Here is an 18,659-nt window from a genome sequence, read left to right as displayed (position 1 = left end):
ACGGCGAATCCTCCCCTACAATGGACATGATGTCCGAAGCGCCCAGCCCAGCACCCCCTCGACCGCAGAAGACCCGCGACGAGGGGCAGTGGAAAGTGAGCGGGCAGGCCCCGCTGAACGACAACGAGCGCATCAAGCAGGAGGCCGCTCCGCTCGGAGTGCGCGAGCGGATCGAGGAGATCTACGCGAAAGAGGGCTTCGACAGCATCTCGAAAGAAGACCTTCGGGGACGATTCCGCTGGTGGGGCCTCTACACCCAGCGCGAGCAGGGCTACGACGGCACCTACACCGGGGACGACAACACCGACCTCTTGGAGGCGAAGTTCTTCATGCTCCGGATCCGCACCGACGGCGGCGCGTTGAACCTGGAGCAGCTGCGGACCATCGCCGCCCTGTCGGTCGAGTTCGGCAGGAACACCGCCGACCTCTCGGACCGGGAGAACGTGCAGCTGCACTGGATCCGCGTCGAGGACATGCCGGAGATCTGGCGGCGGCTGGAAGCCGTCGGCCTCGGCACCACCGAAGCCTGCGGCGACTGCCCCCGCGTCATCCTCGGCTCCCCGCTCGCGGGCGTGGCCGAGGACGAGCTGATCGACCCGTCCTGGGCGATCGGGGAGATCAAACGCCGCTACATCGGCAAGCCCGAGTACCAGAACCTGCCCCGAAAGTTCAAAACCGCGATCACCGGCCTGATGGACGTGCCGCACGAGGTGCAGGACGTCGCGTTCGTCGGCGTGGTCCATCCCGAGCACGGCCCCGGCTTCGACCTGTGGGTCGGCGGCGGCCTGTCCACGAACCCGATACTCGGGCAACGGGTCGGCGCGTGGGTGCCCGAGGCCGAGGTCCCCGATGTCTGGGAAGGCGTGGTCAGCATCTTCCGCGACTACGGCTACCGCCGCCTTCGCGCGAAAGCCAGGCTGAAGTTCCTGGTCAAGGACTGGGGGATCGAGAAATTCCGCCAGGTCCTCGAAGGGGAGTACCTCGGCAGGGCGCTCGTCGACGGGCCCGCTCCCCCGCAGGTCCCGACCCGAGACCATGTCGGCGTGACCCGGCAGAAGGACGGGCGCAACGCCGTCGGCTTCGCGCCGATCGCGGGCCGCGTCTCGGGCACGATCCTCGCCGAGGCCGCAGCGGCGGCCGAGCGCGCGGGCTCCGACAAGATCCGGTTCACCCCGTACCAGAAATTCCTCGTCCTCGACGTGGCGGACGAGCATGTCGAGACGCTGATCGACGAGCTCGAGCCCCTCGGGCTCAAAGCCCGGCCCTCGATCTGGCGGCGCAATCTGATGGCGTGCAGCGGCATCGAGTTCTGCAAGCTCTCGTTCGCGGAGACCCGCAAGCGGTCCCAGGTGCTCGTCCCCGAGCTCGAGACCCGGCTCGCGCATCTCGACGGCCAGCTCGACTCCCCCATCACCATCAATATCAACGGCTGCCCGAACTCCTGCGCCCGCTCCCAGATCGCCGACATCGGCTTCAAGGGGCAGATGGTGAACGACGACGAGAGCGAATCCCCCGTGGAAGGCTTCCAAGCCCATTTGGGCGGAAGCCTCGGCTTCGGCCCGGATTTCGGCCGCAAGCTGCGCCAGCACAAGGTCACCACGCATGAGCTCGGCGACTACATCGAGCGAGTGGTGACCAGTTACGTGCAGAACCGCGCCGAAGGCGAGCGGTTCGCCGACTGGGCGCGGCGGGCCGAGGAACAAGAACTTCGCTGAGAGTGTTGAGGTGAGCGTGACAACTGCGACGACCGACCAGAAAGAACACGACCGGGAGCTCGCCGAGCGCGGCGCGAGGGAACTCGCCGACGCTTCGGCCGAGGAAATCGTCCGGTGGGCGTTCGAGCATGTGGACGGCAAGATCGCCGTGGCCTCGAACATGCAGGACGCGGTCCTGGTCGACGTGGTCGCGAAGATCAAGCCGGACGTGGACGTGATCTTCCTCGACACCGGCTACCACTTCCCCGAGACGCTCGGCGTCCGAGGCGCGGTCCCGCTGGTCTATCCCGACGTCCGCGTCGTGGACTTCGCGCCGAAGCAGTCGGTCGCCGAGCAGGACGCGCTCCTCGGCAAGGACCTCTTCGCCAGCGAGCCGGGAGAATGCTGCAGGCTGCGCAAAGTCGTGCCGCTCACCGAGGGGCTCGCGAACTACCGGGCCTGGATCACCGGCATCCGCCGGGCAGAGTCCCCCACGCGGGCCAACGCGCCGAAAGTCGTCTACGACGAAGCCTTCGGCCTGGTGAAGTTCAATCCCATTGTGATGTGGAGCGACGAGGAGTTCGCCACGTACGCGAGCCAGCACGGCGTGCTGGTGAACCCCCTCGTGGAAGAGGGGTACCCGTCGATCGGCTGCGCGCCGTGCACGCGCAAGCCGCTCCCCGGCGAAGACGCCCGCAGCGGCCGTTGGGCTGGGTTCAGCAAAACGGAATGCGGCCTCCACCAGGGCTGATTGCTCTCTCTCGCCAGCAGGGTGTGTGCTGTGCCATAGATCGAAAGATCTTTGTCGGCGCCCGCGTGTAGGGTGTTTTGAGGACGGATAATCCGGCGAAAGGCCAACGTATGTCCCTCACCGAAACCCCGAGCGTCCGCCTCCATCCCACCGGGACGGAGGCGCCGCCGAGCCCCGCGACGCTCGCCGAGCAGTACCGCGCGGTGCGCGTCGCGACCGAGCGCCTCGCCGAGCCGCTCTCCCCCGAAGACCAGACGGTGCAGTCCATGCCCGACGCGAGCCCGACCAAATGGCACCGCGCGCACACCACATGGTTCTTCGAGACGTTCGTGCTCCTGCCCCGATGTCCCGGCTACACGGTCTACAGCGAGGACTTCCAGTTCCTCTTCAACTCGTACTACGAGGCGGTCGGCCCCCGGCACGAGCGCAACCATCGGGGCATGATCACCCGGCCGGGGATCGGGGAGGTCGCCGCGTACCGGCAGACGGTCGACGAGGCGATGGCCGCGCTGCTGGAGCCCGGCACGGACGACACGCTCGCGGAGCTTGTCGTCCTCGGGCTCAACCACGAGCAGCAGCACCAGGAGCTTTTGCTCATGGACATCAAGCACGCGCTCGCGGCGAACCCCCTCAAACCTGCCTACCTCCCCCGCTTCGACGCGGACCCGCGCCCGACTGGCGCCGCCGAGCAGCAATGGTCGGAGCACGCGGGCGGCTTGGTCGAGGTCGGCCATGCGGGCGAGGGCTTCCACTACGACAACGAGGGCCCCCGCCACAAAGTGTGGCTTGAGCCGTACCGGATCGCGTCGTCCCTCGTCACGAACGCGGAATGGCTCGCCTTCATCGCAGACGGCGGATACCGCCGCCCGGAGCTGTGGCTGTCGGACGGCTGGCGCACGGTCCAGACCGACGGCTGGGCTGCGCCCTTGTACTGGGAGCGGGGCGAGGACGGGCAATGGCTGCAATTCGGCCTTGGCGGGCTCGCGCCGGTCCGTCCGGAAGAGCCCGTGAGCCATGTGAGCCACTACGAGGCCGACGCGTTCGCGCGCTGGGCGGGCAGGCGCCTGCCGACAGAGTTCGAATGGGAGCACGCCGCCCGCGAGGCGGGGGTCGGCCCGGACACGCGCCGCCAGATCGGGCTGCGCCCCGGCGCGGCCCCGGACGGGCAATGGCAGGGGCAGGTGTGGCAGTGGACCGCGAGCCCGTACGTCGGCTACCGCGGCTACGCCCCGCCCGCAGGCGCCGTCGGCGAGTACAACGGGAAATTCATGTCGGGACAGATGACGCTGCGCGGCGGAGCCTGCGTCACCCCGGTCGGGCACACCCGGATCACCTACCGCAACTTCTTCGGCCCCGCCTGCCGCTGGCCGTTCGCGGGACTGCGATTGGCGGAGGACGCCTGATGCCTCTCTACACCGAATCGGTCATCACCCATACCCAACTGCTGCTGCCGGACGACTTGCGTCAGGGCCTGCGGGCGGACGTGCTCGCCGGGCTGCGGTCGGCCCCGAAGCGGATCCCGCCGAAATGGCTTTACGACCAGCGCGGCAGCGAGCTGTTCGACGAGATCACCATGCTGCCCGAGTACTACCCGACCGAGGCCGAGCGCGCGGCGTTGCGCCTCGCCGCGGACGAGATCGCGGAGCTCTCCGGCGCGCGGACCGCCATGGAGCTCGGCTCGGGGTCCTCCGACAAGACCAGAACGCTCCTCGACGCGCTGCGGCCCGGCCGCTACGTCGCCTTCGACGTGAGCGAGTCCGCCCTCGACGGCGCGGCGGGCGGTTTGACCCGGCGCTATCCGGGGATGCAGGTCGACTGTGTTGTCGGGGACTTCGACCGGCACCTCGGATTCCTCCCCGGCGGCGAGGACCGCATGTTGGTCTTCCTCGGCGGCACGATTGGAAACTACGCGCCCGAGCCCCGCGCCAAGCTGCTCGCCGACATCGCGGACACGCTGCGCTCCGGCGAGACCTTGCTGCTCGGCACGGACCTCGTGAAAGACTCCGAGCGGCTGGTGCGGGCCTACGACGACAGCGCCGGGGTCACTGCCGCGTTCAACCGCAACCTCCTCGCGATCCTCAACCGAGAGCTGCGCGCCGACTTCGACCTCGGCGGCTTCGAGCACGTCGCGTTGTGGGACACGGAGCAGGAGTGGATCGAGATGCGGCTGCGCGCCGTCCACGCGCAGCGCGTGCGGGTCGCAGACCTCGGCCTCGACGTGGGCTTCGCCGAAGGCGAGGAGCTCCACACCGAAGTCAGCTGCAAATTCCGGCGCGAAGGAATCGCCCGCGAGCTGGACGAGGCAGGATTCGACCTCGTCGGCTGGTGGACCGACCCGGACGGCGATTTCGGCCTCTCGCTCTCTCGCAAGCGCTGATATTCCCTCGATTTTCTTTTGGTTTTTCCTTGTTCTGCCTGGCGTTTTCGGGTAGAATCGAACATATGGACAGTACGGTCGGGGCCGGTTCGGCGGTGAGGGATTTGTTCGCCGCGCTCGCAGAGGTGGAGCGCGAGGAGTCCCTGCTGCTCTCCCAGAAGGCTGTGCTGGTGGCGAGGATCGCCGAGGAGGTCGCGCAGCGCCAGATCGTGGAAGAGCGTCAGTGCGGGAAAGGGATTTTCTCGTTCGCGACGCGCGAGGCGGTGTTGTTGGAGATCGGGCCTGCGCTCGGGTCTCGTCGCGCGGCGCGGAGGCCATGTTGTCGTTCGCGGAGACGGTGTCGACCTCAAAAAATGGGACCGCCAACTACCCGAAGCTCGGGGCGAAGCTGGCGGCGGCCGAGGTCACGGCGAAAGCGGCTCGGTACATCGGGGAGAACTTGGGTTTCGCTCCTTCGGGTTGCCGGGAGGAGCTGGACGCGTGGCTCGCCGTGCAAGCCCCGCGCTGGCGGGCACACTCCTACGGAAGATCTCGCAACTCATGGAGGCCCAGTACCTGCGCCTGGACCCCGAGTGGTGCAAGAAACGTCGCGAGCGGGCGCACAAGTCCCGCTCGTTCACCATCACCCCCGTCAGTGACGGCACTGAGCTTTCTGGACACTCCGGGCTCCGCCCTGCGCGTCTGTCCGACCTGCGCGGCACCATGCCACTCGAAGCGGCAGCAGAGCTCCGCGAGAGACTCGACGCCATCGCCCGCACCGTCTGCACTGGCACATCCCCCCTCGGCGACCCCCGCCCCCTCCACACCCGACACAGCGACGCATTAGCCGCACTCGCACGCGGCGAGCACCAACTCGTCTGCCAATGCGGCAAGCCGTCCTGCAAGGCGGCCCAACGCCCCGCACATCACCCCAAGAACATCGAACTCGTCGTCCAGCTCCCCGCCCTCATCGGAAAAGACGACCTCCCAGCCCTGCTGGACGGAGCCCCGATTGACCCGGACCTCGCACGAATACTCGCGAAAACAGCCAAACACATCCGCTTCACCACCACACCAGAGCAATCTCCCCCACTCGCTAGCGCTCGCGGGAGGTACCCCCAACCCACACCGGCCCTCGAAACCCACGTGAATGTGCGCGACCAGCACTGCCGATTCCCAGGCTGCCACCGAAGAGCGCGAACAGAACTCGACCCTCCCCCACGGCCCCGAGGGGGCCGCGGGCGGTACCCCCACATCCCGTTCGACCACAACGATCCCAACACGGGCGGCTTGACTGTCCCCAACAACCTCAAACGATTGTGCAGACACCACCCTCCCCCACTCGCAGAACTCGTGGGAGGTGCCCCCAAAGCCAAAACACACGGACACTGGCAAGACCGTCAAGAGCCAGACGGAACCGTCCACTGGACCAGCCCGACCGGCCAGCACCACCTCACTACTCCCGGCTGAGCAAGAACGAAGCGGCGCCTCAGCCCCGCTTCACGCCAGTGATCAACGCGTTGTAGAAGAACTTGTCCGGCACCACTTTGTGCGCCACACGCGTGTCGAGCCAGCTCGCGCCCTTCCAGGCGTTGAAGGCGAACTTCGCCCAGCCCCAGCCGAGCTTCCCTTGCGGCACGGCGGCTTCGAACGTCCGCACCGGCCAGCCGACGAACGCCGCGAACAGCTCCTCGGTCACCACCCGCACATCCTGGGCTCCTGCCCGACGGCCGATCTCGCGCAACTGCGCGGGGTCGAACGTGTGCAGGTCCACGACCGCTTCCAGCGCCGCGGCCCGCGAGGACTCGTCGAGCTCCTGCTTCGGCCGCCGCCAGCTCTTGAAGAACGGAAGCTTGGTCACCGCGATCGTGGTGTGCCAAGTGATCTGGCCGAGCCGCCGCGCGTACCAGTTGCCGATCGTGGTGGGCTCGCCCGCGAAGACGAACCGCCCGCCCGGCTTCAAGACCCGCAGCACCTCGGCGAGCGCCTGCTGCACGTCGGGGATGTGGTGGAGCACGGCGTGCCCGACCACGAGGTCGAAGGTGTCGTCCGGATAAGGGATGCCCTCGGCGTCCGCCACCCGTCCGTCCACGTCCAGACCGAGCTGCTCGGCGTTGCGCAACGCCACCTTGACCATGCCCGGCGAGAGATCGGTGACGCTCCCCTTCTCGGCGACTCCGCCCTGCATGAGGTTGAGCAGGAAGAACCCCGTGCCGCAGCCGAGCTCGAGCGCGCGCCCGTACGGCAGGCGCTGCCCAGGGGCGACCAGGTCGAACCGGTTTTTGGCGTATTCGACGCACCGCTCGTCGTAAGAGATCGCCCACTTCTCGTCGTAGGTCTCCGCTTCCCAGTCGTGGTAGAGCACCTGGGCGAGCTTGGTGTCCTGCAACGCGGCCGCGACCTCTTCGGCGGTGGCGTGCGGGCGGGGCTGAGCGATGTCTTCTCCGCCGACGGGCGGGGCTTCTTCGTGCGCAGTCATAACGCGACAGCTTATCGTGCCGGATTAACGCCCGACGAATTTCGCCTTCCCGGGACCGCTCTCGATGAAGGAAGCCATGCCGATCGCGCGGTCCTCGGTCCCGAAAAGGCTGGCGAAGAGCTCCTCCTCCAGCGCGAGACCGGAATCGAGATCGGTGTCCACGCCCTCGTCGATCGCGCGTTTGGCGGCCCGCAGCGCGACACTCGCCGCCCCCGAGAACCGCGAAGCCCACGCCAGAGCGGCGCCCAGCACCTCGTCAGGGGCCACAACTTCGTCCACAAGGCCGATCTGCAGCGCCTCGGCCGCCCCGACGAACCGCCCGGAGAAGATCAGGTCCTTCGCCTTCGCGACCCCGACCAAACGGGGCAGCCGCTGCGTCCCGCCGCCGCCCGGAATCACGCCGAGCAGGATCTCCGGCAGACCGACCTTCACGTTGTCCCCGACAATCCTCCGGTCGGCCCCGAGCGCGAGCTCCAAACCGCCGCCGAGGGCGTATCCCGTGATGGCGGCGACGGTGGGCTTGGGGATCCGCGCGAGCGCGCTCAGGCCGGACTGCAGCTCGCCTGCCCGCGCGACCATCTCGTCATGGTTGAGACCAGCCATCTCCTTGATGTCCGCTCCCGCCGCGAACACCTTCTCGCCGCCGTAGACGACCACCGCGCGCACCTCGTCGTCCGCGCTGACCTCGTCGACCGCTGCGGAGATCTCGCGCAAGAGCGCCGCGTTCAGGGCGTTCATCGGCGGCCTGTCGAGGCGGATGACCGCCACTCCGGGGTGTTCCGCTTGCTTCTGCGCAGTCACGAATTCAGCCATACAGCGCACCCTACCAGCAGCGGATCAACCGCCGGCCAGCCGCCGGGCCGAGCTGCTCGCGCGCCTGGCGAAGTAGCGCCCGCCCGCTTTCGCGAGAAAAATCGGCTGGTCGAACGTCTTGGACAGGTTCTCGCTGGTGAGCACATCGGCCAGCAAGCCCTGGGCCACGACCAGCCCGTCGCGCAGGAGCAACGCGTGGCTGAAGCCGGGCGGAATCTCCTCGACGTGATGGGTGACCATGACGATCGCCGGGGCGTCCGGGTCGTCCGCCAACACGGAGAGCCGGGCCACCAGGTCCTCCCGTCCGCCGAGGTCGAGACCGGCGGAGGGCTCGTCGAGCAGCAGCAGCTCGGGGTCCACCATGAGCGCCCTCGCGATGAGCACCCGTTTGCGCTCCCCCTCCGACAAGGTTCCGAAACTGCGGCCGGCGAGCTTCTCCGCGCCGAGCATGCCGAGGACGGCGTGCGCCCGGTCCTCGTCCAATCGCTCGTAGCGCTCCTTCCAGCGCCCGACGACCGCATGCCCCGCCGACATGACCAGGTTCAGCGCCACCTCGTCCGAGGGGATCCGTGGGGTCAGCGCGGACGAGGCGAGCCCCACCCTCGGCCGCAGCTCCGCGACATCGGTCCGTCCGAGCCGCTCCCCGAGCACCATCGCAGTCCCGGCTGTGGGGTGCTCTTGTGCCGCCGAGAGGCGCAAGAGCGAGGTCTTCCCGGCCCCGTTCGGACCGATGACGACCCAGCGCTCGTCGAGCTCCACTTTCCAGTCGATCGGCCCGACGAGCGTGTTTTTGCCGCGTCGTAAGAGGACCCTCGTGAAATCGAGGACCAGATCGGAGTCGGTCGTTGTCATGCCCCTAGTCTGCCGTGTTCCCTTCGCGAACGCGCGCAGAGGGCGCGGCGGGCCCTTCACTGGACACTGGTGGAGCGGCGCCCCATGATAGTGGTCTAGTGTCTACTCACGACAATAATTGTGAAATCCGGAGAAGGGGCCTCCAGAGGGGCGGCCTGATTCGGACCGTCAGTCCTCGGAGGGAGTGCAGCCGGTGAGCTCACCAGCTTTGACCAAGGAGTCGGGAAGCAGCATCGAGCCCGCGCTGTGCCGGGTCGCCGTGCTCGGGGGGAACGCTCAGTTCGACGTCGGGCTCCCGGCCGAGGTGCCGGTCGCGGTGCTCATCCCCGACCTCGTCGCGCTCATCCAGACCAGGGTGCCCAACCTCGGCGGCGAAGGCAGCCAGAACGAGGCGCGCAACCAATGGACGCTCGGCCGGGTCGGCCAGGCCCCCATCCCGTTGACCAAGACGCTCGCCGAGGCAGGCGTGTACGACGGGGACTTGTTGATCCTCCGAGCGGTCGCGGCAGAAGAGTCGCCGCTCCTCTTCGACGACGTGATCGACGCCGTCGCTCGGGTCAACCAGCACGCGTTCCGACACTGGAGCGCCACCGCGGCCCGCTACCTCGGCATGGCGACGCTCGTGATCGCCTCGTTCTTCGCCGCGCGGCTCCTGTTCCTGTACGGCAGCGTGCCGCACGCGAGCCGGTTCGAGGACTTCCTCGCCCCGGTCCTGCTGATCGTCTGGGGCGTCTTCTTCAACGTCGCGGGTTGGATCATCGGCAGGCGCTACCACCAGCACACGACCGCCAACGTGCTGTCGTGGTGCGCGGTGCCGTTCGTCTTCTTCGGCGTCATGGTCGCCGTCCCCGGAGCCATCGGCCTGTCCGCCATCTGGGCGGCGTGCGCGGTGAGCTTCGTGATCGCCATCATCTCCTCCCGCATCTCGATCTCCGGCACTGTCTTGCACACCGCGCTGGCGACGCTCACCCTGCTGGTCGGCGTCGCCTACGCGGACATGGACATCTTCCACCACGGCCCCCAGGTCGTCGGGGCCGCTCTGGTCTGCGCCGCCATCTTCATCATCTCGGCTGGCTCGAAGCTCACCATCGCCCTCGCCAAGCTGCCACTCCCCCCGGTGCCGACCGCAGGCCAGGCCGTTGACGCGGAAGAGATCGACCTGCACCCCTCGGTCGAGGGCATCGGCGCCATCGGCGCGATGGCGCTGCCCAACGCGAAGGACCTCGAGCAGCGCGCCAAAGCCTCGAACAACTACCTCACCGGGCTGGTCATCGCGTCGAGCCTGATCGCCATCGGCGGCGCGCTCGCGGCGGCCCGCCCCACCGCCGACTACCCGTGGCAGGGCATCGTCCTCGGGCTCATCGTCTCCATCGTGCTCGTGCTGCGCGGGCGCAGCTTCACCGACCTCGTGCAGGCGAGCGTGATGATCTCGGCAGGCTTCATCCTCTTCGTCGCGTTGGTCTACTCCGGGGGCCGGGGCACGCTCGAGCACCAGCCGTGGATCGCGCTGGCGCTCGGCGTGGCGCTGATCCTCTTCTCCATCGCGTTCCTGATCATCGGCGTGGTCGTGCCGAACCAGACGTACTCCCCGGTGATGCGGCGAGCGGGCGAGGTCTTCGAATACGTGCTCATCGCTATCATCTTCCCGCTGGTGTTCTGGATCATGGGCCTCTACAGCGCGGTACGGAACGTCGAGATATGATCCCTGCCGGTTCGCCCATGGCACGTCTTGCCGCGCGGGCCGCGTCTGCGACGACAGCGACCCTGCTCGTCTTCGGCTCGACCGCCCAGCCCGCGTTCGCCGACAGCGGCTTCGACGGCCCGCCCGCGATCACCGCCGCTCCCCCGTCCGGCCAAGTCCTCCCAGAGCTCGCGTACGAGCAAAAGTTCCTCTGCCGCGCGGGCGAGCACCTCCCGAACTCGGACTTCAAGGTCCCGACGTTGGGCCAGCGCAGCCTCGACCTGGACGCGGCGCACAAGATCAGCACCGGGGCAGGCGTCAGGGTGGCAGTCATCGACACCGGGGTCAGCACGGTCCCCGGACGCCTCGACGACGTCGAGGGCGGCGGCGACTACGTCCAGGGCGAGGGACAAGGCAGCCATGGCGGGGACACCAACGGCCTCGACGACTGTGACCTGCACGGCACCTTCGCCGCGGGCATCATCGCAGCCAAGGCCAAACCTTCGACCGACGCCTTCGTCGGAGTCGCCCCCGACGCCCATATCATCTCCATCCGCCAGTCCAGCGACCTCTTCGGAGTCAAAGGCAGCGAGAACACCACTGCGGGCACGCTCCACACCCTCGCGCAGGCGATCGTCCACGCCGCAGGCCTCGGGGCGAAGGTCATCGACATCGCCGTCGGCTCCTGCTTCGCCGTCGAAGGCTTCGCGCAGAACACGGCCCTCACCACCGACCAAGAGGTCGGGGCCGCGCTGCGCTACGCCGCCGAGGAGAAAGACGCCGTCGTCGTGACCTCTGCGGGCTTCATCAACGAAAGCTGCGCCTCGAACCCGTTCGGAGCGATCTCGCCCGGCCAGGCCCAGAGCCCTTCGGACAAGGCCCAATGGCGGCGGGCTCGGACTGTGATGACCCCCGCGTGGCACTCCCAATGGGCGCTGGCCGTCGGCTGGTCCGACCAGAACGGACAAGGCGCTGGAACCGACGGCGACTGGCAGCGGCAATCCACAGGCACGCTGGCAGGCCCATGGGTCGGCATCGCCGCACCGGGCAGTGAGATCGTCTCCCTGAACCCGCGCCCCGGCGAGGACGTCCAAGGCAAACCCAACGCAGACCTCGCCGACGGCACCCCTGCGGGCGACGGGAAGCTCCAGTTCATCCAAGGCCCCAGTTACGCGGCCGCGTACGTCGCGGGGACGGCGGCGCTGATCCGCGCGAAATATCCCGAGCTCAAAGCGGCAGAAGTCATCCAGCGGCTGGAGAAGTTCTCCCGCCACCCCGAAGGCGGCTGGAATCCCGCTGTCGGCTACGGCGTCGTGGACCCGGTCGCCGCGCTCAACGGGGCGGAGCCCGCGCCGCTCGGTCCCTCTTCCGCGTCCAAGGCCACATCGCCTGCCATTGTCGTCGGGGTTATCTCCGGAGCAGCCCTGCTCGTCTTCGGCGCCGTCCTTTTGATCCGATTTTTGTTCTTGCGCGCCAGGAGGGGGCAGCGGCCATGACGCAGAAGACGAGTTCCACAGCAGCAGCCCGCAACATCGGCTTGCGCGCGGTCGCGGCAGGAATGGCCGGAGTCTTCCTCGCGGTCTCCCCCCTCCCCGGCTCCCAAGCACCGCTGGCCTTCGCCGACAACGGCGTCACCGGTCCGCCGAATGCCTCTGACGGCGTGCCGAGCGACGTGGTCTCCAGCGGCGATGTCGAGTACGAGCAGAAATCCCTCTGCCGCACCGGCGAGCACGAGCCGGACACGAACTTCAAGAACCCGACCTGGGGCCAGCGCAGCCTCGACCTGGACGCGGCGCACAGAATCGCCACCGGGGCCGGAATCAAGGTGGCGATCATCGACACCGGGGTCAGCACGGTCCCCGGGCGCCTCGAAGGCGTCGAGGGCGGCGGCGACTACGTGCGCGGCGAGGGCCAGGGCGGCCATGGCGGGGACACCAACGGCCTCGACGACTGCGACCTGCACGGCACCTTCGCCGCGGGCATCATCGCCGCCAAGGCCAAGCCCGAGACCGACTCCTTCGTCGGCGTCGCCCCCGACGCCCATATCATCTCGATCCGCCAGTCCAGCGACCTCTTCGGCCCTAAAGGCAGCGAGAACAACAACCCTGCGGGCACCCTCGACACCCTCGCCCACGCGGTCGTCCACGCCGCCAACAAGGGCGCGCAGATCATCAACATCTCCATCGACTCCTGCTTCGTGGCGGGCAACTGGCAGCAGAACGACAACCGGTTCAAGGACGCGGACCTCGGAGCCGCGCTGCGCTACGCCGCCGAGGCGAAAGACGCCGTCGTCGTCGTCGCCGCGGGCAACATGGCGGGCGGCAGCAAAGACGCCACGTGCAAGGCGCAGAACCCCGACTACGACGCCACCCAGCGCTATCCCTACGACCCGAAGGCCCCGTTCAACACGGCGGAACCGGCGAACCCCGCGAACTGGTCGACCCTGCAGACCGTCGTGACCCCCGCGTGGTGGTACCAGTACGTGCTCACCGTCGGCTGGATCGACCGCTCCGGCCAGCCTGCGGGCGTCGACCTCAACGGCCAGGGCCAGCAGAGCAGCGGCACGATCGGCGGCCCCTGGGTCGGCATCGCCGCGCCTGGCGACAGCATGATCTCGGTGAACCCCCGCCCCGGCGAAGACGTCCAAGAGCCCCGAGACCTCGCCGACGCGACCCCGCAGGGCGATGGAAAACTGCAGACCATCCAAGGCACCAGCTTCGCGGCTCCGATCGTCTCCGGCGCGGCCGCGCTCCTGCGGCAACAGCACCCCGATTGGAACCACGAGCAGGTGATCGAGCAGCTGGAGCGCACCGCGATCCATCCGCCGCGCGGCAGGGACAACTTCGTCGGATACGGCCTGGTCGACATCGTCGCCGCGCTGACCGAGCAGCCCGGCCCCGCGCTCGACTTCATGCAGCAGTACGCCACCAAGCGGCTCGCGCCCCCGGTCCCACCGCCCTTGCCCGAGCACCGGCCGAGGGACTTCGCCTTGATGGTGAGCGGCATCGCGTTGCTGCTCTTGGCACTGGGAGCCGTGGTGAGCATCCCCATCCGCGACGCTCGTCGGAATCGAACAGGAGGGAAAAAATGAGCGCACCAGCGCCCGCGCCGGCGCCCGATCATCTCGATATGGCGTTCCGCAATCGCCAGTCGAACGCGGCGAAGCCGACCAAAGAGGAAGTCGCCGCTTTCAAAGCCAAGCAGAAAGCCGACAAGAAGGCCGAGGCCCAGTTCCGTCCGGGCCGCAAGCCGCTCTTGGCGAGCTTGGAGCTTCGTCCGAAGAACCTTGTCCCCGCCGAGATCGTCGCCGTCCTCGCCTTCTTCCTCCTCGCGAAGCTCAAGGCCCCGCTGTGGGCGGTCATCGCGGTCCCCGCCGTCCTCGCGCTGCTCCTCGTCCTGAAGGTCCGGGGGAAGTCGCTCACCGTCCGGATCGGCACGCTCGCCGCCTATCTGTGGCGCAAAATGGTCAAGCCCAACAAGAAGCTCGGCCCCGAGCACATCCCGAACGCGTTCGACGTGAGCGGCGAGGGCGGCGCGCTGTTCGGCTTCCGCTGGGACGACGACCTGCTCATCTCCGTCTTGCACGTCACCCCTCGCCCATACGAGCCGACGACGCTCTCGCCCCGAGACATCCAGACCGACGACATCGTGTCCCTCGACACGCTCGCCGCATCGCTCAACCAGTACAAAGACATCGTCCTCGACGGCATCGACGTGATCAGCCACGGCTGGCGGGCCCCCAACAACGCCCCGTACACCCAGGTCTACGAGAGCATCCTCGGCAAGCTTCCCGCGATCGCCTACCGCTCGGTCTGGGTCGTGCTCCGGCTGAACCCGCTCAGCTGCCCAGAAGCCGTCGAAAAACGCGGCGGCGGCCCGGAAGGCGTGCTCAAGACCATGATGAGCGCCACGAGCCGCGTCGCGCACCGGCTCAGGGAGAGCGGCCAACGAGTGCACATCCTCAACGCGGCGCAGATGAACACGGCGATCGGGCGGCTTTCCGAGGGGCTCCGGTTCGACGATATGACGGAGTCGTGGAAAGAGATCAACGGCGGCCAGTACCGCCACTTCACCACCTTCCAGATCTCGCCCGCCGCGTTCAGCCGGGCCGGGCTCACCCAGCTCTGGACCGTGCCCTCGAACCTGACCACCGTCACCTTGCGGCTGCGTCCGGCGGGCGGGCACACCGACGTCCGCGACTACGTCCAAATCTCCGGGTTCGTCCGCTACCTCACGCCCAAGCAGATCAGCGCTCCCCCGCTGCCGACTTTGTCCCGGCTCAGCGGCGAGCAGCTGAAAGGCTTCCTCTCCAGCTTGCCGTTCGGCACGCGCAGCCTTGAGGCCCCCGCGCCGAGCATCACCGCGGCCACCAAGCGCTTGCGCGATCTGCGCATCCAAGCGTCCGGCTGCGGCCAGCTCATCGGGGCCAATCAAAACGGCCAGGCGGTCACGATGGCGCTCTTCGGCGTCACGTCGAGCTCGCAGCAGTCGACGAACGTCGAAATCATCGGCGACATCCAGCTCGCGCAGCAGGTGGTGCTCCGTGCGCTCTGCGTCGGCGCGCGCGTGCTCGTCCACACCGACCGTCCGCACATCTGGCAGCCCATGGTCGCCGTGGTGAACAGCCGCAAGGCGCTCTGGCTCTCCGGCGGGCAGGCCGCAGCCGAGCGGGCCAGCAACTCCGGCCGCGAGTACAACGTCTTGGTCTTCGACGGGGTGGACGTGCAGATGCACGGATCCGAGATCACCGTGATGCGCGTGCTGCCCCAGGGCAAGGAGAAGACGCCCGAGGTGGACCTCGCCCTCGTCCAGGACCCCACGTCCCCTGGCCAGGTCAAGGTGGTCACCGAGGACAAAGAATTTGTCCTGAACATGGTGAACCCCCGAGAAGAGCTTCGTTTCTACGGCCAAGGCAGGCAGGCGCCCGCGCGCCAGCCCGTCCCGCCCAGGCCCGGCGCCCCTGGCCTGCCTGGACAACCGGGGCCCGCGCCTTCCGGCCCAGTCGGACCGGGACAACCGCCTGCGGGAGGCCCGCGCCCCGCGTTGGGCCCTATGCCAGGATCCCCGCGCCCGCCCTTCGGGCCTGGTGGACCGGGAGGGCCTGGTGGACCGGGAGGGCCTGGTGGACCAGGAGCGCCAGTTGGACCACGACCTGGTGTTCCGGGCGGGCCTGGTGGACCGGGAGCGCCAGTTGGACCGCGACCTGGCGGGCCCCTTCCTGGGACCATGCGCCCCCCGGTTCCGCAAGGCCCCCGTCCCGGCGGTTCTCTGCCGCCAGGTCCTCCGCCCGGCGGTGGGCCTGCGCCAGGCGGCCGCCATGCGCCCGCTCCGGGGCAGTCTCCCTACGGCCAGCCCCCGCAGCCGGGCGCTCCCCAGCCGAAGCAGTGACCTCCGGCGGCGCGAAAGCGCCGCCGGTCAGTCGGCCTCAGGCCACCATTTCTCGCTCGGCAGCAACTCGACGAGCGAGGCGAAAGCCTGCGAGACCCGGTGGTCCGAGCCAGGCGAGAACGTGGACCAGATCTCGCCGTCCGACGCCTGGCTGGGGCTGGAGACGAACCGGCCCTTGGGGGAATCGAAGATCGAGACCGCGCCCTTGCTCCGGACCCGGGTGCCCTCTCCCCGCTCATAGGCGACGAACTCAGACTGCACTTCGACGTTCGCCATAATGGTCGCGAGCGTCTTCGCGTCCTTCGGGCTGGCGCCGACTCGCAACAGCGAGGTGTAGACCACGTCCAGCTCGACGCTCCGAGGCATCGCGTCGACGATGCTCTGCGTCGGCGCGCTCACGCGGTTGAAGTCCGGAGTCACCCCCTCGCCCAAGACGACCAGCGCGGGTTTCGCGAGCTGGCCGGAGGACTTCTGCGCGTCGTACTCGAAGTCCTGGATCACGATCTCGTCCCCGTAGCGGATCGCGAGGGCATGCACCTTGCCACGGCGGACCAACGTCAACCTCAGCATCGACTCCCCCCGCTTGATCCGCCCGGAGAGCTCTCGGTCGGGGTGGTCCAGCGCCTCAAGCCATTCTTGGAGCTCGGGATGCACCGCCTCCCCCCGGAGGATGCCCTTCTCGTTGAGCTCTTGGTTCATGAGCTCCCATTCCTTGCGGCGGCGCTCGATGTCCGTGTAGAAGCCCTGATAACAAGCGAGCACGGTGGGAACGCTCTCCGTCTTCGCCAGTTTCCGCACGTACTCCAGCGTGGACACGTGCAACGCGACCGCCCCGACCTCTCCCGTGGCCATGTGCTTCCTCAATTCCCTTCGCTCATCGTTGATGCGACCTGCCCAGGGCTGTCCCCCAGTCGGCATAAGCATATGCGAACACACTGGTCCTCTTCGAAGAACCCCGATCAGGGCTCTTGCCGGGCCGTTTCGCCGTCCTCGAGGGCGGGCCGCTCGGCCTGGACGCCGTCCAAAGCGTCCGCCGCTTCGATCTCATGGCGGGTCACGCCCAGCACGTACAGCACAGTGTCGAGATACGGCTGGTTGAGGCTCGCGTCGGCGACTTCGCGCAGCGCGGGCTTCGCGTTGAAGGCCACGCCGAGGCCCGCAGCGGCCAGCATGTCGATATCGTTCGCACCGTCGCCCACCGCGACCGTCTGGGAAAGCGGAATGCCGCTTTGGCGCGCGAACGCGCGCAAGGACCACGCTTTTCCAGCGCGGTCGACGATCTGCCCGATCACCTTGCCGGTCAATTTGCCGTCTCGGACCTCAAGCGTGTTGGCCTCGACGAACTCGACGCCAAGCTCGGCGGCGAGCGGGTCGATCACCTGGTGGAAGCCGCCGGACACGAGACCGCACCGATAGCCGAGCCTGCGCAGCGTCCGGATCGTGGTGCGGGCGCCCGGCGTGAGCCGCAGCTCCGACGCGACTTCGGCCATCACCGACTCCGGGAGGCCCGCCAGTGTCGCCACCCGGTCGCGCAAGGAGGCGGTGAAGTCGATCTCGCCCTCCATGGCCCGCTTGGTGATCTGGGCGACCTCTTCTTCCCGCCCGGCCTTCGCGGCGAGCAGCTCGATCACTTCGTCCTGGATCAGGGTGGAGTCGACGTCGAAGACGATGAGCCGTTTCGCCCGGCGCTCCAAGCCGCCCGGCTGCACCGCGATGTCCACGCCCTCCGCCGCCGAGACGAGCGCCATCGCGGCCCGCAGCGCGGTGTCGGCCTCGACGCCCGAGGCCGAAGCCTGGACCCACAGCTCGATCCCGATCACCGGGTAGTCCGTGATGCCCCGGATGAAGTTGATATTCGCGCCGGACTGCGCGAGCGCGGAGGTGATCGCGCTGAACGCCTGGGCGCTCAGCGCGCTGCCGAGGACGGTCACCACATGTGTGGACACCGGCGGGCGGGCAGACACGCCCTCGCCGACCTCGACCGAGAGCCGCACGCCGAGATCGCGCGTCGCCTCTTCCAAGACCTCGGTGAGCAGTCGGGGGTCCTCGTCCGAGCGGACCAGCACCGCGAGCGTGAGCTTGCCCCGGATCACGACCTGCTGCACGTCGAGGAGGCTCACCCCGACACGGGCGAGACCGTCGAAGAGCGCCGAGGACACCCCTGGGCGGTCTGTCCCAGTGACTGTGATGAGCGCTGTCGGCTGTGGCTGTGCGCCCATCGGCGTCATTGCTCCCAAATCAGCTTGCTGGTCAGTGCTGGTCGAGCTCGCCCTTGTGCCGCTTGCCGATATGCGCTTCGGCGCGCATGCGTTCGGACATGTGCGGGTAGTGCAGCTCGAACGCGGGGCGCTCGGAGCGGATGCGGGGGATCTCAAGGAAGTTGTGGCGCGGGGGTGGGCAGGAAGTGGCCCATTCGAGGGAGCTGCCGTAGCCCCAGGGGTCGTCCACGGTGGCGACCTCGCCGAATCTGGCGCTGCGGAAGGCGTTCCAGATGAACGGCAACGTGGAGGCTCCGAGGATGAAGGCGCCGATGGTGGAGACCATGTTGAGGGGGGTGAAGCCGTCCGAGGGCAGGTAGTCGGCGTAGCGGCGGGCCATGCCCATGTTGCCGAGCCAGTGCTGCACGAGGAAGGTGGTGTGGAAGC

14 protein-coding genes and 1 pseudogene are annotated in these 18,659 nt (G+C 68.3%); 9 read left to right on the top strand and 6 right to left on the bottom strand.

Going from position 1 to position 18,659, the window contains the following annotated elements:
- The first annotated feature begins 20 nt into the window (after window positions 1-20).
- The 5 genes from ACRC20_RS00450 (at window position 21) to ACRC20_RS00430 (ending at window position 6,271) form a co-directional block, all read left to right on the top strand.
- The gene (locus ACRC20_RS00450) at window positions 21-1,715 is read left to right on the top strand and encodes a nitrite/sulfite reductase (RefSeq protein WP_438684357.1); all 1,695 of its coding nucleotides are present in this window, start codon (window positions 21-23) and stop codon (window positions 1,713-1,715) included.
- A 16-nt stretch (window positions 1,716-1,731) separates the two neighbouring features.
- A complete protein-coding gene (locus ACRC20_RS00445) occupies window positions 1,732-2,445 on the top strand; it encodes a phosphoadenylyl-sulfate reductase (RefSeq protein ID WP_438684640.1) in 714 nt (237 codons plus the stop codon).
- Window positions 2,446-2,555: 110 nt separating this feature from the next.
- Window positions 2,556-3,848 carry an ergothioneine biosynthesis protein EgtB gene (gene egtB / locus ACRC20_RS00440; RefSeq protein ID WP_438684356.1) on the top strand — a complete coding sequence of 431 codons (1,293 nt, stop codon included), beginning with the start codon at window positions 2,556-2,558 and terminating at the stop codon, window positions 3,846-3,848.
- Window positions 3,848-4,822 carry an L-histidine N(alpha)-methyltransferase gene (gene egtD / locus ACRC20_RS00435; protein ID WP_438684355.1) on the top strand — a complete coding sequence of 325 codons (975 nt, stop codon included), beginning with the start codon at window positions 3,848-3,850 and terminating at the stop codon, window positions 4,820-4,822. Before egtB ends, egtD begins: the two co-directional genes overlap by 1 nt.
- Window positions 4,823-5,362: 540 nt before the next feature.
- Window positions 5,363-6,271 (top strand): DUF222 domain-containing protein, encoded by a 909-nt coding sequence (locus ACRC20_RS00430; RefSeq protein ID WP_438684639.1) that lies wholly within the window; start codon window positions 5,363-5,365, stop codon window positions 6,269-6,271.
- A gap of 19 nt (window positions 6,272-6,290) precedes the next feature.
- Here ACRC20_RS00430 and ACRC20_RS00425 read toward each other — a convergent pair whose 3' ends face one another.
- The 3 genes from ACRC20_RS00425 to ACRC20_RS00415 are packed head-to-tail and all read right to left on the bottom strand — an operon-like array spanning window position 6,291 to window position 8,945.
- Complete coding sequence (locus ACRC20_RS00425; protein WP_438684354.1) at window positions 6,291-7,280, bottom strand: class I SAM-dependent methyltransferase; 990 nt, start codon at window positions 7,278-7,280, stop codon at window positions 6,291-6,293.
- A 24-nt stretch (window positions 7,281-7,304) separates the two neighbouring features.
- On the bottom strand, window positions 7,305-8,093 hold the full coding sequence (locus ACRC20_RS00420; RefSeq protein ID WP_438684353.1) for an enoyl-CoA hydratase/isomerase family protein: 789 nt from the start codon (window positions 8,091-8,093) through the stop codon (window positions 7,305-7,307).
- 24 nt (window positions 8,094-8,117) lie between these two features.
- Window positions 8,118-8,945: an ABC transporter ATP-binding protein gene (locus ACRC20_RS00415; protein WP_438684352.1), complete on the bottom strand. Its 828-nt coding sequence runs from the start codon at window positions 8,943-8,945 to the stop codon at window positions 8,118-8,120.
- Between the two features lie 193 nt (window positions 8,946-9,138).
- Here ACRC20_RS00415 and eccD point away from each other — a divergent pair, with 193 nt between their 5' ends.
- Genes eccD through eccE form a run of 4 tightly spaced genes read left to right on the top strand, consistent with a single transcriptional unit; the run spans window position 9,139 to window position 16,014 of the window.
- Window positions 9,139-10,647 carry a type VII secretion integral membrane protein EccD gene (gene eccD / locus ACRC20_RS00410; protein ID WP_438684351.1) on the top strand — a complete coding sequence of 503 codons (1,509 nt, stop codon included), beginning with the start codon at window positions 9,139-9,141 and terminating at the stop codon, window positions 10,645-10,647.
- Between the two features lie 17 nt (window positions 10,648-10,664).
- Complete coding sequence (gene mycP, locus ACRC20_RS00405) at window positions 10,665-12,122, top strand: type VII secretion-associated serine protease mycosin (protein ID WP_438684350.1); 1,458 nt, start codon at window positions 10,665-10,667, stop codon at window positions 12,120-12,122.
- The gene (gene mycP / locus ACRC20_RS00400; RefSeq protein ID WP_438684349.1) at window positions 12,119-13,717 is read left to right on the top strand and encodes a type VII secretion-associated serine protease mycosin; all 1,599 of its coding nucleotides are present in this window, start codon (window positions 12,119-12,121) and stop codon (window positions 13,715-13,717) included. The genes mycP (ACRC20_RS00405) and mycP (ACRC20_RS00400) overlap by 4 nt, the downstream gene beginning before the upstream one ends.
- Window positions 13,718-13,755: 38 nt before the next feature.
- Window positions 13,756-16,014, top strand: a complete 2,259-nt coding sequence (gene eccE / locus ACRC20_RS00395; RefSeq protein ID WP_438684348.1) for a type VII secretion protein EccE — start codon at window positions 13,756-13,758, stop codon at window positions 16,012-16,014.
- Window positions 16,015-16,041: 27 nt separating this feature from the next.
- Here the strand turns inward: eccE and ACRC20_RS00390 are convergent, their stop codons facing one another.
- From ACRC20_RS00390 to ACRC20_RS00380, 3 genes and pseudogenes are all read right to left on the bottom strand, one after another.
- The gene (locus ACRC20_RS00390; protein WP_438684347.1) at window positions 16,042-16,866 is read right to left on the bottom strand and encodes an ESX secretion-associated protein EspG; all 825 of its coding nucleotides are present in this window, start codon (window positions 16,864-16,866) and stop codon (window positions 16,042-16,044) included.
- Between the two features lie 107 nt (window positions 16,867-16,973).
- Window positions 16,974-18,233 (bottom strand): phosphoserine phosphatase SerB, encoded by a 1,260-nt coding sequence (gene serB / locus ACRC20_RS00385; protein WP_438684346.1) that lies wholly within the window; start codon window positions 18,231-18,233, stop codon window positions 16,974-16,976.
- Window positions 18,234-18,264: 31 nt separating this feature from the next.
- Window positions 18,265-18,659: pseudogene (locus tag ACRC20_RS00380) on the bottom strand (cytochrome ubiquinol oxidase subunit I); the annotation flags it as partial.

Source organism: Segniliparus sp. (assembly GCF_051660745.1).
GTDB lineage: Bacteria > Actinomycetota > Actinomycetes > Mycobacteriales > Mycobacteriaceae > Segniliparus.
This window is presented reverse-complemented; position numbering and strand designations above follow the sequence as displayed.